The sequence below is a fragment of the Janthinobacterium sp. GW821-FHT03C10 genome, assembly GCF_059420865.1.
The window spans coordinates 486,774-500,819 of the sequence record NZ_JBWKUN010000002.1; the positions used below are offsets into that span (position 1 = coordinate 486,774).

Sequence of the window (14,046 nt, forward strand, 5' to 3'; positions counted from 1 at the left end):
CGCACCACACATACAAGGAGAAACGAGATGGGCATGGCAGCGAAAGTCTTGTGGGGAGAAGGCCTGTTCCTGCGGCCGCAGCATTTCCAGCGCCAGGACCAGTATCACGAAGCGCGCCTGCATCACACGGCCAGCGCGCTGCATCCCTACCTGTGGGGCGTGGCGCAGATGCAGTGGGACCTGGCCGCGCTGAAGACGGGCACCCTGCGCCTGCACGCCCTGTCGGCCATCTTCCGCGACGGCGAAGTGTTCGAGGCGCTGGGCGACGGCGCGCCCGGCAGCGACACCCTGCCCCCTCCGGTCGACCTGGAAGCGCTGCCGCCGGCGGTGCAGGAAGTGACGTACTACGCGGCGCTGCCCATCCTCAACCGCGAGGGCATGAATTACACGGCGCAGGCGGCGGGCACGCCGCCGGCCACGCGCTTTGCGCACGCCATGCGCGCCACGCCCGACCTGTTTACCGAGTCCGCCGTGGCCGACGTGGCCTACCTGAAGAAGACCGTACGCCTGATTCCCGACAGCGAGGCGCGCGGCTCCTACGACTGCCTGCCGCTGATCGCCCTGCGGCGCACGGTATCGGGCGGCTTCGAGCCCGTGCCCTCGTTCATGGCGCCCAGCCTGGCGATCGCCGGCGCACCGCGCCTGCAGGGCGTGCTGGAACACCTGCTCGACGCCTTGCAGGCGAAGGTGAGCGCGCTGCACGGCCACCACCGCGAACCGAGCCGCAACGTGATCGAGTTCCGCTCGGGCGACGTATCCTCGTTCTGGCTGCTGCACACGGTCAGCACGGCCGCCGCCGCGCTGATGCACTATGTGCGCCATCCGGCCCTGCATCCGGAGCGCCTGTACGAGGCGCTGCTGGGCCTGGCGGGCGGCTTGCTCAGCTACTCCAAGCATTACACCCTGGCCAGCCTGCCCGCCTACGACCACGCGCAGCCGGGCGCCTGCTTCGACGCCATCGACGCGATCATCCGCGAACTGCTCGACACCGTCATCTCGTCGAAGTATTTTTCCATCGCCCTGCTGGAAGACAAGCCCTCGTATCATCTGGGCAAGCTCGACTCGGGCAAGATCGACCAGCACACCACCCTGTACCTGGCGATACGCGCCGCCATGCCCGCCATCGAACTGGTGGAGGTGGTGCCCGTGCGCGTGAAAGTGGGCGCGCCCGACGACGTGGAAAAATGCGTGCTCACGGCCATGCCCGGCCTCAAATTGTCGCATGCGCCGCAAGTGCCGGCGGCCATCCCCGTGCGGCCCGACACCTATTACTTTGCGATTGAAAACCGCGGCGCCCTGTATGAACAGATGCTCAAGGCGCAGTCGATTTCCGTGTACGTGCCGGCCGGCATACGCGACCTGCAGCTGGAACTGATCGCGGTGACGGCATGAGCCAGCTCATAGAACGGCGCGCGGCGCCCTCCCTGCTGGGATCACGCGGCGCCGCCCCGGCAGGCGGCAGCCGGCATGCGGGCAGCGCCCTGCTGGACCTGATGCACGAAGGCTTTTACATGCTGTTCATGCTCAAGCACGGTTCGGCGCCCGGCGACGAGCAAAGCTTCATGGACCGCATCACGGCCTTCCTCGACGACTTCGAACGCGAAGCGAAAAAGATCCGCGCCGATGGCGACGATATCGAGGCGGCCAAGTATGCGTTCTGCGCGGCCGTCGATGAAATCATCCTCGCCTCGCCGTTCGCCCTGCGCAAGCAGTGGGAACGGCGCCCGCTGCAGCTGCTGATCTTCGGCGACCAGCTGGCCGGCGAGCATTTCTTCGACCGCCTCGACGCCTTGCGCGGCAAGGGCGCCATGCGCGTGCAGGCGCTGCAGGTGTTCCACATGTGTTTATTGCTGGGATTCCAGGGCAAGTATGCGATCGACGGCGGCGATAAACTCAGCTACCTGACGGCGCGTCTGGGCGACGAGATCGCCCACATCAAGGGCAAGAGCCGCGGTTTCGCGCCGCGCGCGGAACGCCCCGACCAGGTGGTCAACAAACGCGGCAGCGACGTGCCGCTGTGGGCCCTGTCGAGCTTTTTCGCCCTGCTGGCCATCTGCGCCTACCTGGGCCTGAAAACGCATCTGACGCGCGGCACGCAAACGACGCTGGCCGCGTATGCGGACCTGGTCAAACTGGCCCCGCGCCCTGCGCACCTGACGATCACCCTGCCCTGATCATTGCGCGCGGATCATTGCGCGATGCGGAACTCGATGCGCCGGTTCCGCGCCCGGCCATCGGCCGTCGTGTTGCTGGCCACGGGGCGGTCCGGCCCCTGACCCGACACCAGCACGGTATCGGCCGCGATACCCTTGCTGGCCAGGTAGGCGCGCACGGCTTCGGCGCGCGCCTGGCTCAGGGCCACGTTGCTGGCGCGCAGGCCCGTATCGTCCGTGTGGCCGATCACCTCCACCTTGCGGCCCCGCAGCCTGAGCATGGCGGCCGCCATCTCGTCGAGGATGGCCAGGCCGGCCGGCGTGATGGAAGCCTTGCCGCTGTCGAATTCGATGATGCGCTTGTCCAGCGCGGCATCGAGCAAGCCCTGCTCGGCCTCGGCCGCCTTGATCCGCAAGCCGTTGTTGACGATGTAGGTGGGATTGAGACTGGTGGCGATGTCGCTGGCGATCTGCTGGCGCTGCGCCTCGTTCGCCACTTCGCCGCGCACGCTGACGTTGTTGCCGTCGATGCTGATCTGCCCCCGTGAAATGAGCTTCAGGTTCGGCGCGATCAGCTTTTGCACGTAGCCGTTCCAGTTGGCCGGCACGGCCACGTTGCCGATGGCGATCTGGTCGACCACGCGCTCGGCGCCGTACAGTTCGCGCAGGCGGGCCAGCACGGCCGCCTTGCCCGCCTCATCGGCCAGGGTGCCCGTGACGAGGATCTGCCCCGGCATCGGCGTCTGCGGCGCTTGCGCCTGCGCCTGGGCGGTGCAGGGAACGGCGGCGGCCAGCAGCAGGAAGAAAACGGTTGGTTTCATCGCAATCCTTCAGGCAAAGGTATCCGTGAACATGGCGCAGGCCGAGCGCAGCGACAGCTGCTCCTGCTGCAGGCAGGCGGAAAACCGGCGCAGCGCCGCAGCGCGTCCCAGCTGCTCCTCGACCCAGTCGAGCCGGTCGAAGACGATCAGCCTTTCGCTGCCGGCCTGCGGATCGATCAGCGCGCGCAAGCCGTGCGGGTCGGCGCCGCAAAAGCCGATCACCAGTACGGGCGCCTCGTCAAGGTGGGAAAAGAACAGCGCCAGTTCGAAATCGGCCTGGCGCAGGAAAGGCGCGATCAGGTGCAGCCAGAAGCTGGCCACCAGCTCGCGCAGCTGCGCCTCTTGCGGCAGCGGCAGCACCAGGCTCTTCTCCAGGCGCGGCAAGCCGCTCCGGCGCACCGGCTGCAGCAGCAGGCCCAGGCCCAGCAGCAGTTCGCGCACCGTCACGGGGAACGCGGGCGAAGCGAGCATCGTTTGCAAGCCATGCACGGTCTGCGCCTGCAGGAAGGCGGCCAGCCGCGCCGCGTGGCACGGTGCGGCCGGTTCGATTTCCACCACGTTGCCGGCCAGCGCCAGCAGCGCCGGTCCCGGCTCGGCGCTGGCCACGATGCCCTGCGACAGCTGCTCCACGCGCTGCCACAGCGGTGCCAGCGCCAGCGGGCTGCAGCCGACGAAGGCCTCGGCGTCGTCAACTTCCAGCGCGCCCATGGCCATGAAGGGAAAGCGCCGCAGCGACTGGTCATTGCTCGCTTCCAGGCGCCCGGCGATGGCGCGCCGGCTGCGCGTGCCGACGAAGGCAAAGCGCAGCGGCGGCAAGGCGTCGTAATTGAGCTTCCAGCGCGGCTCCGCCGTCAGCGCAGTCATGACCTGCGCCAGCCAGTCGTCGAGCAGCTGCACCAGCGCGTGGTTGTCGCAAGCCTTGATGAAATCGCCGCGCGCGGGGATCTTGCCGAAGTAGCCGAGGCGCACCTGCTGTTGCGCGCGCATCATGGCGACACTCCCGCAGCCGCGGCGATGACCGGCACAGGAGGCGCAGCACCCACGATGGTCTCGGGCAGCTGCATGCCGCGAAAGCCCTGTTCCTGCACCGCCGCAGTCCCGCCCGCACCCGTCGCCATCGTTTCCGCACTGCTGGTGATTTTCAGGTCGACCGCCACGGCCACCTCGCCGCGCGTCCAGCGCAGCTCGAACACGCCGCCGTCCTTGCGCTTCTTGGCCGCCGCATCGATCATGCGCTTCAGGCCGAACTGCCCCGGCTCGTTGAACAGCTCCACCGTGCGTCCGTCGAAGGTGACGGCCGTGATGCGCGCCCCTTGCATGCCCGACGCGCCCTGCGGGCCCGGATGCACCATGTTCGTCCACTGCGCCGGCGTGTTGCGGTAGCGCAGCTGCTGGCCGTCGATCTCCACCGTGTATTCCAGGGTACCGGGCGCGGGCGACGGCTGGATCTGGAACACGGTTTGCGCCGCCGTCGAGGTGGCCGCCACGCCGCCCGCGCCCAGCGGCGCGATCCAGCCGGGAAAGCGCGCCACCACCTGCGGCGACAGGCTGATGCCCATGTCGGCCCAGGTGCGCGGCGCCAGCACGTCGCCGCGCCGCACCACCAGGGGGCCCATCGAGGTGGTGACGAATTTCGCCACCAGGCCTTCCGGGCCGAAGAACTGGCCGATCTCCAGGTTGCTCGCCTCGATGCGCGCCGTGGGCGCAAACGGATATTTGTTGGCCAGCGATTTCTGGAACGGCTCATACACCTGCGCCGCCCAGGTCTTGTTGATATCGAGTTCGGCCGGCGCGACGATGACGGCAAAGGTCTGCATCAGCGGGCGCACGAGGATGGGACGTATCGCCTGCTTTTGCGCGTCGCTCATCCCCGTGAGCAGCTGCTCGTCGACCAGTTTCAGGGCGTCGGACAGCTCGGAACCGCTGCCCTCCAGGGTCTGCTGCATGAACTGGCGCGCGCCCGGCCCCGCGTCGCCCTGGTTCTTCAGCAGGTTCAAGCGGCTGCGCAGTTTCGACAGCGCTTCCAGGTAGGCGCGCATCAGCGAGCCATTGTTGTCCCTGGCCGCCACCAGCTTGCCCACGCCGGCAAATTCGCGCCCCACTGGCCCCATGGGTTTGTCCAGGCGCGCCGGGTCGAGCTGCGCATTGACGCCGGGACTGGCCGTCAGCTGCGATGGCGCGCGGCGCAGCACGGTTTCCTTGAACCAGGCGATGATGCCCCGCTCGGCCTTGCGCAGTTGGGCATTCTGCAGCGCCGGGTTGTCCCACGAGGTTTCCTCGTAGATGGCCGTCAGCAGCTTGGCGACCGGCGACGACTGCGGGTCGCCCAGGCGGTTCATCGCCTGCACGGCGCCGTCGAAGCCTTTCAGGTCGGCGACGGCCACGCCCTGCACGAATTTCTGCCACTCGCGCGCGTAGTCGGCCTTGTACATGGCCACCAGGTTTTTCTCGATCTGCTCCGGGCTGCCTTCCAGGGTCAGGTCGTCGGTGGAGGCGCTTTTCAGCACCCAGTCGGCGCTTTGCAGCTCGCGGTTGGCGGCGTCGCGAAATGCCCCTTCGACGAACTTTTCCCAGGCCTGGCGCGTAAAGGCGCCGGAGACGGCGTAGCTGCCCGCCAGCAGGGCCTGATCCTGCTCGCCGACGATGCGCGCCACCGTCATGCCGGGAAAGCGCGTCGAGGCGCGCGCCTTGACGTCGGCATACACGCGTTCGCGCGCCGGCATGCCGCGCACCACGCGGCGCAGGTTTTCGCGCGCCTGGTCGACCAGCGCCAGCTTCTGCTCGATGCGCGGCCAGGACGGGTCGCCGATCTGCGCCAGGTAAAACGTCAGCAGCCGTTCGGCGCTGCGTATCATCTGCTCGCGCGGCATGGCGCCCCGGTTGCCCTCCAGCCAGCCGCGCCAGAAACGCGTCATCTGGTCGTTCAGATGGCTGCTCTCCGCATGCGTCTTGTCGGCCAACATCAGATAGGTTTTCAGCGCGTTGTAGGCGTCTTCCACATTCGTCGCGCTGGCCGCCTGGTACTGCACACTGCGCGGCGCGGCGGGTGCTGCAGCGGGCGATGCGGCGGCCGGCGTCTGCGGCGTGCGCGCCGTGGGCTGCAGCTGGTCGGCGCTGGCGTTCATTTCGAACAGCAGGGCTTCCAGCGCGCCCACCACGGGGGCCAGCATGACCTGGCGCGCGCCGGCGAAATATTCCTCGCGCAGCTTGCGCTCCAGTAGGTCGCCCTGGTACAGGCCCAGGCGCAAGGACCACGGCCTTTGCTCCCGGTACGCTTCCAGCTGCTCGATGCGGTCCTGCAATATCTCGAGCGCTTCCAGGCGCGACTGCAAGTCCAGGCGCTTCTCCTGCAGCTTCACCACCTTGTTTAAATCAGCCTCGACGTTGGCCACCAGTTGCCGGTTGCCCAGGTAGGACCAGCTCCAGCCGCCCAGGCAGGCGCCCAGCGACACGGTGGCGGCAAAGAACACGGCATATTTGAAGCGCAGCCTGGCGCGGTTGGCGTAGTTGGCCACCAGGTGCTTGTCGGCAAAAATGACCTTGCGGAACAGCTCCAGCAGGAAATAGCCGTGCTGGCGCGCGCCCGATGGCACGGCGGCCGGGGCCGGCGCGAAGGCCAGGTCGAAGCGGCGCGCCACCTGCTGCGAGGAGGCACTGACGGGCTCGCCCTCCTGCAGCGCGCTGGTGAAATAAAAGCCGCGGAACACGGGCTGGAACTGGAACGGATTTTCCTCGAACAGGGTGGCGATGAAGGCACGCAGGGCCGGCTTGACGGCGGCAAATTCCAGCGGAAACGTAAACACGCCGGGCGCCATCGTGTTGCGTTGCCGGTGCGCCATGTTGGCCAGGCTCAGCTCCGTCAAGCCATCGTGCAATTCATCGAAACTCTGGTCGAAAAAACTCAGCAAGTCGGCCGTGGGCAGCTTGCGCTGGTACGGCATGGTGGCGCCCCAGACGCGCTCGCGCTCGCTGCGTTCGGCGTCCGCAAAAAACTCCGTGAAGCCGGCGATCAGGTCCGCCTTGGTAAATACGATGTACAGGGGCGCGAACACTTCCAGGCGCTCGATGACGTCCTGCACGCGCTTGCGCAGGCTGCGCGCCAGTTGCATGCCGACGTCGGGGTCGCCCTTCAATTCGGCGATGCTGACGGCGATGAGGATGCCGTTGATGGGCGCCTTGCGCCGGTATTTTTTCAGCAGGTCGAGAAAGCCGAACCACTCGCCCCGGTGCTCGTCGACGACGGAGTAGCGCCCTGCCGTGTCGAGCACGATGCCGTCCGTGGTGAAAAACCAGTCGCAGTTGCGCGTGCCCCCCACGCCTTGCACGATCTTGCCGTCGGCGAAAGGAAATTGCAGGCCCGAATGCAGGATGGCGCTGCTCTTGCCGGCGGCCGGATTGCCGATGATCATATACCACGGCAATTCGTACAGGGCGGCGGCGCCCGACTTGAGGCCCAGCTTGGACGTCTTGATGGTATCGATGGCGGCCAGCATGCCCGTGCGCACCGCGTCGAGTTCGCCATGCTGGGTGTTGTTGGCCGTCGATGCCGAGGCCGCTTGCGCGGCGGCGATCTCGGCCTCGTTGAGGATGACCTGGCCCAGCGCCTGCGCATCGCGGCGCGCGCGTCGCCTGCGCCACAGCCACAGGCCCAGCCAGGTGAGAAAAGCCAGCAGCAGCAAGGCCAGCGCCCAGACCAGCGCCACTTCCAGCACCTCGGCGCCCAGGTACAGGGACACGGCCAGCGCCACGAAGCCGAAGATGGTCAGATTGCGGCTGTCGGTGAGGAAATGCCAGAGTCGTCGCAGCATGATGAGCCCAGGGTGAGGTCGCAAAGCAGGAGGAACGCCGCCGCGCAGCGAGGCGGATTCGGCCCATGCTGACAGCAATGCGGCGCGCCTTTGTTGACATATGACAAGTTCCAGGTGCCAGCGCGCAGCAGGCGCCGGCATGCCATTGACGCTGCGCAAGCAAGCTTGCAGCGGTGAAATGCGGGCCGGTACGCGGCGCTAGAATGGCTGGCGCGGCTTACTTGCCCAGCACGCGCGGTTGCGGCAATTCCGTATGGCCAAAATCCATCATGGTCCAGCGCCCGCCCCAGCGCAGCCCCACCGATTCGGCCGTCACGCCATATAAACGGTAGCCGCGCATGGCCCAGGCATTTTTTTCAGAAATGATGAGCTTTCCTTCATGCATGAATGCGCAATCGGCGGCCAGGCCGTACTGGTGATAGCTTTGAAACGCCCTGGCGTTCGTCACGTTCGGCCCGGCCGCCGCCAGCTGGTCCTGGCGCGCCGGGCTGCGGTAGCCTTCCAGCAAGACCATGTCGTAGCCATGCACGTCCTTCATGATCTTGAAGACCAGCAGCAGGCGCTGCGCGAAATCGTGGTCGAGCAATTGCCAGTTGCGGCTGGCGCCGCCCAGCAGCGGACGCAGCTGCGTCACCTCCGCCGTGGAAAACAGCAGCGGCGGCAAGGCCGGCGGCGGCACCAGCTGCTCGCCTTTCAGCAAGTCGCTGACCTGGTCATTGATCACGTGTTGCTGATCGGCATAGCCGCGCAGGGCGATACGGTCGCTGGACAGCCAGGCCAGCAGGGGCGGCACGATGACCAGCACGCCGCCCGCCAAACTCAGCCAGCGATGCCGCCACAGCAGCCGCCATGCGCGCGACATGCCCGAGCCCGTGTGCCGCTGCACGCGCTGCCATTGCGCGCCGCCGCCCCGCTGCAGCCCCTGCGCGCGCCGCTGCATGCGCCAGCCCAGGTTGACGAGCGTGTGCAGCACGATGGCGCGGCCGCCGGGAAACAGCAGCAGCCAGCAGGCAAAACAGGCGAGCAGGAAATACATCAGGATCAGGGCGACGAACATGGGACGCTCCGTGAGGGAATCGGCGGGGCCGGGCAAGTCATTGCTCGGCGGTATCGCTAGATCGTAGGCGTCCGCGGCCCGCATGAGCGCGGTTTACATCAAGGTCAGTCGAATTTGATTCACTGCGGAGGTGATATTTTGTCTTTACTGAAAACCGGGGATGGCCAGGCACGCGGTCCTGACCTGCTGAGCAAGGCCGGCGCGGCTGGCGCGCGCATCGAAGGCAAGGGCATCCTGTCGCAGCTCGAGCACGGCGTCGCCGCACCCGCGGCCATGCAGGCCCTGCGCTGGCGCCCCGGCTGGCGGCACGGCGCCGCCGGCGCGCTGTGCCTGGCGTTGCTGGTAACGGCCGTGCTCGCCTACGACACGGAGGTGCCGCCCCTGCCGCCGGCGCCCGCCACAGCCATGACCGAGATTCCGCCCGTGCCAGCAGCAACGGCGCTGCCGCACGCGGAGCAGGCGGCCACCATCGTCAATACGGCGGGACCGCCCTTGCCCGCTGCGGCCGCCGCGAACGCCAGCGCGCCGCACAAGACGCCGCCGCCCGCGCGCCAGGCGGCCGCCCGCCCACAGGGGACGAGGCCGGCTGCCGCGCCCGGCGACAGCGACGTCGCCTTGCTGACGGCGATGGTGGCCCATGCGCACCGGCAGGAAGGCACGGCGCCGCCCGTGCGCGACGTGGTGCTGCGCAGGCAGGAACAGGGACAGGAACAGGGACCGGAACACGAAACGGCGGAACTGTTGCGGCGCTGTCAGCAGCTGGGCCTGATCGAAGGCATGCTGTGCCGCTCACGCATCTGCTCGGGCCGCTGGGACAGCGATCCCGCCTGCCATTGAACGCCTGGGCGCCGTATGCAACCTCAGGCGCGCTCGGACACTTCGATCAGGTTGCGGTCCGGGTCGCGCAGATACACGGAGCGGATGGGCCAATTGGCGCCCGTGCGGGACACTGGTCCTTCCTCGATGGCAATGCCCAGCGCCGCCAGATGGGCGATGAACACGTCCAGCGGCACGGCGGCGATGAAGCACAGGTCCAGCGCGCCGGGCGTGGGCAGGTCCGCCTTGGGCAGGAATTCCTTGCCGGCTTCATGCAGATTGATCTTTTGCGCGCCAAACTTGAAGGCATGGCGGCCGGCGCCAAACGTTTCCAGCTGCATGCCCAGCACGCGCGTATAGAAATCGATGCAGGCCGGCTTGTCGCGGGTGGTCAATACCAGGTGATCCAGGTGGTCTATCATATAGTTTTCGGGTGAGCGGCCGCGTCCATGCGGCCTTGCAAGAAGCCTTCCATCAGCGCCAGCAATGCCTGCGGCTGCTCCTGGTGCGGCGTATGCCCGCACTGCTCGACCATGGCGGGCACGGCGTTGAGCGCCTGCGCCACGATCGTATCGACCTGGGCCGCGCTGCCGTACTGGTCCTCGCTGCCCTGCACCACCAGCGCCGGGCATTCGACGGAGGGCAGCAGATACTCGATGTTCCAGAACTGGAAGCCATAGCTGAGCCAGGTGTCCGACCAGGCCTTGAAGATGGTTGCCGTCTTGTCGCCATGGTATTTCGCCAGCGCGCGCAGCTTGCCCGCGCCAAACGCCGCGTCCGCCCCGCGGATGCCGTCGAGCGTGATGCCTTCGACAAACACGTGCGCCGCTTCGGTGATGATGCCGCGCAAGCGCGGCGGCTGCTGCGCCGCATAGATCAGGGCGATGCTGCCGCCATCCGAGTGGCCGACGAGAAAATGGTCCTGCCCCGGCAGCAGCGCCGCGAGCACTTGCGGCAGCTCGCACAGCGCGTAATCGTGCAAATAATGGAGCTGGCGGCGCGCCGCCAGCGGCGACGACAACCCATAGCCGTGACGGTCATACAGCAAGCCGCGGCAGCCCGTCGCCTGGCATAGCTGCGCGGGAAAATCTTTCCACATTGCACAGCAACCGAGCCCCTCGTGCAGGAATACCAGGCAGGGCTTGGCGGGGTCGCCCTCGATCAGCTCGTAATAGATATCGGTTTCGGCGCTCAGGTTCAGTATCGGCATGGGCTAGGTTCGCAAGGGGTTGCGTATCGGCAGGTCGGCTGGGCCTATTGTGCCATTGTCCTGCGCGCCATGCGTGGCGCCCCCGTAAAAATAGCCTGCCGGAAAAGATCTAGCCCCCTGCCTGCAAGGTGTTTGCGCCAGCACAAGTTCGCACCGTTTTTCCGCCGGCGCCGCGCACTTTCCGCCCCCGTGTATGCCTAGAATGGCTTACTCCAACAGCATGGAGCAGGCGGCTACCTTATCAGCCAGGACGTGACACTGGCCGTCACGGCAACAGATAGGGCGTCTTGCCGCACGACGACAGGCGCGGCGTCCAAACTATCGATCAGGAGTACATCATGGAAATGAAAGTAGAACATCGCACCGGCAGCAACCTGGCACTGGATGAAACCGATGCGCCGATGGAACAGGAAGGCCAAAGCGCCCAAGGCGCGGCCGCACAGGACTTGAACCTGAGCCCCGCCGCCTTCACCACCTACTACACGTGGACGGCCAATGGCGTGCATCCTTCGGTCAACTTCGTCAACGCCAATGTGCACGCCAATTCGCGCGTATTTCTCAACATCAGCGAATATAGCGCGAATCCCCAGGACCGTTTCATTGGCGCCGCCCGCATGGCCGTGTACAACATCGCACCATATAACGGCGGCTTCCGGGCCTGGGTGGAAATCTCCTGGGGCAGCCCGCTCAAGGTGCGTTTCGACGTGTTTGTCGATCCCTGATCAGGGGCTCGCCGCGCCTGCCCCCGCCACCCGCGGGCCGGCATCGCGCAGGCCGTTGATGCACTGACGGGAAGGAAAGCGTGAATGGGAAACCGTGCGCGCATGACAAAAGGGCCACGTGTTGCCACGTGGCCCTTTGCTACTGCTTGTTCTGGCTCCCCGACCTGGACTCGAACCAGGGACCTGCGGATTAACAGTCCGTCGCTCTACCAACTGAGCTATCAGGGAAAGGAGGCCGCATTATATACGTCAAAATTTCCCATGTCCAGTTGTTGCTGCATGACCGGCCAAAACAGGCCCTTACGCCAGCAAGCGTAGGGGGCAACGGCCGCGCCGCCGCGCGGACATGCGCTTGCAAGACTCGCCTTGCCCCTGGCTGGCTGCGCTCGCCCGGCATGACAGGATCAAGCGCATCCCCGGCGGACCAGCCCGGCAGCGGCGTCAGCTCGTGGGGCATTGCCGGGCAGATGGCGGCGGCGTGCGCTTCGACGGCAGCGCCCAAAGACAAGGCCGCCCTACTGGTGCGCGGGCGGCCTTGTCATTGCAACGGCAACTGCTTGCCGGCAAACCCGCTATTCGCCCAGGTAGATGAACTTGAACAGGAAGATGGCGGCGATGATGTAGGCCACCACCGAGACCTGCTTGCCCTTGCCCGTCAACAGTTTCAATACCGCATAGGTGATGAAACCGAAGGCCACGCCGCTGGCCACCGAATACGTAAACGGCATCATCAGCGCCGTGATGGCGGCCGGGATGCTTTCCGTGCTGTCATCCCAGTCGATGAAGGTCAGTTCGCGCAGCATCAGGCAGGCCACGTACAGCAGCGCGGGCGCCGTCGCGTACGGCGGCACCGTGTGCGCCAGCGGAGCGAAGAACAGGCTGCCCAGGAACAGCAGCGCGACGGCCACGGCCGTCAAGCCCGTGCGTCCACCCGCTTGCACACCGGCAGCGCTTTCGACGAAGGCGGTGGTGCTCGACGTGCCCAGGCAGGCGCCGGCGGCGATCGCCGTGCTGTCGGCCAGCAAGGCCTTGTTCATGCGCTCCATCTTGCCGTCTTTCAACAAGCCGGCACGGTTGGCCACGCCCATCAGGGTGCCCGTCGCATCGAACAATTCCACCAGGAAAAATACCAGCACCACGTTGACGATGCCGATCGACAGCGCGCCCATGATGTCGAGCTTGAACAGGGTCGGCTCGATGGCGGGCGGCGCCGAGACGATGCCGTTGAACTGGTTGCCGCCGAAGAAGAAGCTGGCGACGGTGATGGTGAGGATGCCGATCAGGATGGCGCCCGGCACTTTCAGGCGGTCCAGCGCGACGATGATGAAGAAACCGAGGATGGCCAAAATGGGCGCCGCCTGGTGCAAGTCGCCCAGCGCGATGATGGTGGCGGGGTTCGACACCACCACGCCGGCGCTTTTCAGCGAAATGATGGCCAGGAACAGGCCGATACCCACCGTGATCGCCGTGCGCAGCGCGGGCGGGATGCTGTTGATGATCATTTCGCGCACCTTGAACAGGCTGACCAGAATGAACAGGCAGCCGGAAATGAAGACGGCGCCCAGCGCCACTTCCCAGCTCATGCCCATGCCCTTGACCACCGTGTACGAGAAGTACGCATTCAGGCCCATGCCCGGCGCCAGCGCGATCGGGTAGTTCGCGTACAGGCCCATGATCAGGGTGCCGATGGCGGCCGCCAGGCAGGTGGCGACAAACACGGCGTCTTTCGGCATGCCCGCGTCGCCAAGGATGGACGGGTTGACGAAGATGATGTAGGCCATCGTCAGGAACGTGGTCAGGCCGGCCAGCAGCTCCGTGCGCACATTGGTCCCGTTGTCCTTCAGTTTGAAATAGCGTTCCAGGAACTGCATGATTAATCCCTTGTTTTGGTAAAACCGCGCGCCTGGTCTTGGACTATGCGCATCTCTTTTCTTGCAACTATTTATTTGGTCGCTGCACCGGTCGGCTTGAAGGCCCACCAGCGGCTGCCCGCGAAATTCCAGACCAGCCCGATGCCCGTCGCCAGCACCTGCGCCAGCCAGTAATACCAGCCCAGCTGGTGCACCAGCAGCCACATCAGCCCCGTATTGATGCACCAGCCGATGCCCAGCAGGGTGAAATACTTGCTGGCCGCCTCGCCGTGCCCCTTGTCGCTCTTAAACGTGAAAAAGTAATTGAGGAGGTAGTTGACGACGGAACCGAGGATGTAGCCGATGCCGGACGCGGCGGCGGCGCTGATGCCGGCCCATTCCACGCCGCCCCACAGCACGCTGTATTGCACGGCCGTGCCGGAAGCGCCGACGGCGGCGAAACGCAGGAATTGGTGATGCAGGGAATGGGACATTGTCAATTTTCAAATGAAGCGAAAACAATCGCCAGGATCGGGCCAGAATAAAAAATGGCTACGATTGCTCGTAACCATTTTTCAGCCTGCATTTTACTGCAAGTTGCGCCCAACG

At 66.0% G+C, this 14,046-nt stretch carries 12 protein-coding genes and 1 tRNA gene; 4 read left to right on the top strand and 9 right to left on the bottom strand.

The features are described from left to right. Positions 1-27 precede the first annotated feature (27 nt). Positions 28-1,392 (top strand): type VI secretion system baseplate subunit TssK, encoded by a 1,365-nt coding sequence (gene tssK, locus AC07VH_RS10055; RefSeq protein ID WP_494787373.1) that lies wholly within the window; start codon positions 28-30, stop codon positions 1,390-1,392. Further along, entirely contained in the window at positions 1,389-2,174 is a 786-nt protein-coding gene (icmH, locus tag AC07VH_RS10060) for a type IVB secretion system protein IcmH/DotU (protein ID WP_494787374.1), read from the top strand. Before tssK ends, icmH begins: the two co-directional genes overlap by 4 nt. Before the next feature lie 14 nt (positions 2,175-2,188). On the opposite strand, the gene AC07VH_RS10065 is transcribed toward icmH, so the two are convergent. The 4 genes from AC07VH_RS10065 to AC07VH_RS10080 all read right to left on the bottom strand — a co-directional run bounded on the left by AC07VH_RS10065 (position 2,189) and on the right by AC07VH_RS10080 (position 8,839). Continuing rightward, positions 2,189-2,974, bottom strand: a complete 786-nt coding sequence (locus tag AC07VH_RS10065; RefSeq protein WP_489630281.1) for an OmpA family protein — start codon at positions 2,972-2,974, stop codon at positions 2,189-2,191. A 9-nt stretch (positions 2,975-2,983) separates the two neighbouring features. Further along, a complete protein-coding gene (gene tagF / locus AC07VH_RS10070) occupies positions 2,984-3,964 on the bottom strand; it encodes a type VI secretion system-associated protein TagF (protein ID WP_475415429.1) in 981 nt (326 codons plus the stop codon). Further along, positions 3,961-7,782 carry a type VI secretion system membrane subunit TssM gene (tssM, locus tag AC07VH_RS10075; RefSeq protein ID WP_494787375.1) on the bottom strand — a complete coding sequence of 1,274 codons (3,822 nt, stop codon included), beginning with the start codon at positions 7,780-7,782 and terminating at the stop codon, positions 3,961-3,963. The genes tagF and tssM overlap by 4 nt, the downstream gene beginning before the upstream one ends. 217 nt (positions 7,783-7,999) lie before the next feature. After that, positions 8,000-8,839: a M15 family metallopeptidase gene (locus AC07VH_RS10080; RefSeq protein WP_475415431.1), complete on the bottom strand. Its 840-nt coding sequence runs from the start codon at positions 8,837-8,839 to the stop codon at positions 8,000-8,002. Between the two features lie 138 nt (positions 8,840-8,977). Here AC07VH_RS10080 and AC07VH_RS10085 point away from each other — a divergent pair, with 138 nt between their 5' ends. Beyond that, positions 8,978-9,676 (top strand): hypothetical protein, encoded by a 699-nt coding sequence (locus AC07VH_RS10085; protein WP_475415432.1) that lies wholly within the window; start codon positions 8,978-8,980, stop codon positions 9,674-9,676. Between the two features lie 23 nt (positions 9,677-9,699). On the opposite strand, the gene AC07VH_RS10090 is transcribed toward AC07VH_RS10085, so the two are convergent. Together AC07VH_RS10090 and AC07VH_RS10095 are read right to left on the bottom strand one after the other, a co-directional pair. Next, the gene (locus AC07VH_RS10090) at positions 9,700-10,077 is read right to left on the bottom strand and encodes a VOC family protein (protein ID WP_099411623.1); all 378 of its coding nucleotides are present in this window, start codon (positions 10,075-10,077) and stop codon (positions 9,700-9,702) included. Further along, entirely contained in the window at positions 10,074-10,865 is a 792-nt protein-coding gene (locus AC07VH_RS10095) for an alpha/beta fold hydrolase (protein ID WP_489630278.1), read from the bottom strand. The genes AC07VH_RS10090 and AC07VH_RS10095 overlap by 4 nt, the downstream gene beginning before the upstream one ends. Positions 10,866-11,203: 338 nt before the next feature. Between AC07VH_RS10095 and AC07VH_RS10100 the strand changes: the two genes are divergently transcribed. Continuing rightward, positions 11,204-11,587 carry a hypothetical protein gene (locus AC07VH_RS10100; RefSeq protein WP_475415434.1) on the top strand — a complete coding sequence of 128 codons (384 nt, stop codon included), beginning with the start codon at positions 11,204-11,206 and terminating at the stop codon, positions 11,585-11,587. 152 nt (positions 11,588-11,739) lie between these two features. On the opposite strand, the gene AC07VH_RS10105 is transcribed toward AC07VH_RS10100, so the two are convergent. From AC07VH_RS10105 to AC07VH_RS10115, 3 genes are all read right to left on the bottom strand, one after another. Beyond that, positions 11,740-11,815, bottom strand: a tRNA-Asn gene (locus tag AC07VH_RS10105). Between the two features lie 344 nt (positions 11,816-12,159). Beyond that, entirely contained in the window at positions 12,160-13,458 is a 1,299-nt protein-coding gene (locus AC07VH_RS10110) for an NCS2 family permease (RefSeq protein ID WP_494787376.1), read from the bottom strand. A 71-nt stretch (positions 13,459-13,529) separates the two neighbouring features. Continuing rightward, the gene (locus tag AC07VH_RS10115) at positions 13,530-13,931 is read right to left on the bottom strand and encodes a GtrA family protein (protein WP_475415435.1); all 402 of its coding nucleotides are present in this window, start codon (positions 13,929-13,931) and stop codon (positions 13,530-13,532) included. Positions 13,932-14,046 lie beyond the last annotated feature (115 nt).

Excerpts from the sequence above, each read along its gene's own strand:
- AC07VH_RS10115 (WP_475415435.1), bottom strand. The coding sequence starts at position 13,931 with ATGTCCCATTCCCTGCATCACCAATTCCTGCGTTTCGCCGCCGTCGGC.
- icmH (WP_494787374.1), top strand. The coding sequence starts at position 1,389 with ATGAGCCAGCTCATAGAACGGCGCGCGGCGCCCTCCCTGCTGGGATCA.
- tssK (WP_494787373.1), top strand. The coding sequence starts at position 28 with ATGGGCATGGCAGCGAAAGTCTTGTGGGGAGAAGGCCTGTTCCTGCGG.
- tssM (WP_494787375.1), bottom strand. The coding sequence starts at position 7,782 with ATGCTGCGACGACTCTGGCATTTCCTCACCGACAGCCGCAATCTGACC.
- AC07VH_RS10110 (WP_494787376.1), bottom strand. The coding sequence starts at position 13,458 with ATGCAGTTCCTGGAACGCTATTTCAAACTGAAGGACAACGGGACCAAT.
- AC07VH_RS10080 (WP_475415431.1), bottom strand. The coding sequence starts at position 8,839 with ATGTTCGTCGCCCTGATCCTGATGTATTTCCTGCTCGCCTGTTTTGCC.
- tagF (WP_475415429.1), bottom strand. The coding sequence starts at position 3,964 with ATGATGCGCGCGCAACAGCAGGTGCGCCTCGGCTACTTCGGCAAGATC.
- AC07VH_RS10065 (WP_489630281.1), bottom strand. The coding sequence starts at position 2,974 with ATGAAACCAACCGTTTTCTTCCTGCTGCTGGCCGCCGCCGTTCCCTGC.
- AC07VH_RS10090 (WP_099411623.1), bottom strand. The coding sequence starts at position 10,077 with ATGATAGACCACCTGGATCACCTGGTATTGACCACCCGCGACAAGCCG.
- AC07VH_RS10100 (WP_475415434.1), top strand. The coding sequence starts at position 11,204 with ATGGAAATGAAAGTAGAACATCGCACCGGCAGCAACCTGGCACTGGAT.
- AC07VH_RS10095 (WP_489630278.1), bottom strand. The coding sequence starts at position 10,865 with ATGCCGATACTGAACCTGAGCGCCGAAACCGATATCTATTACGAGCTG.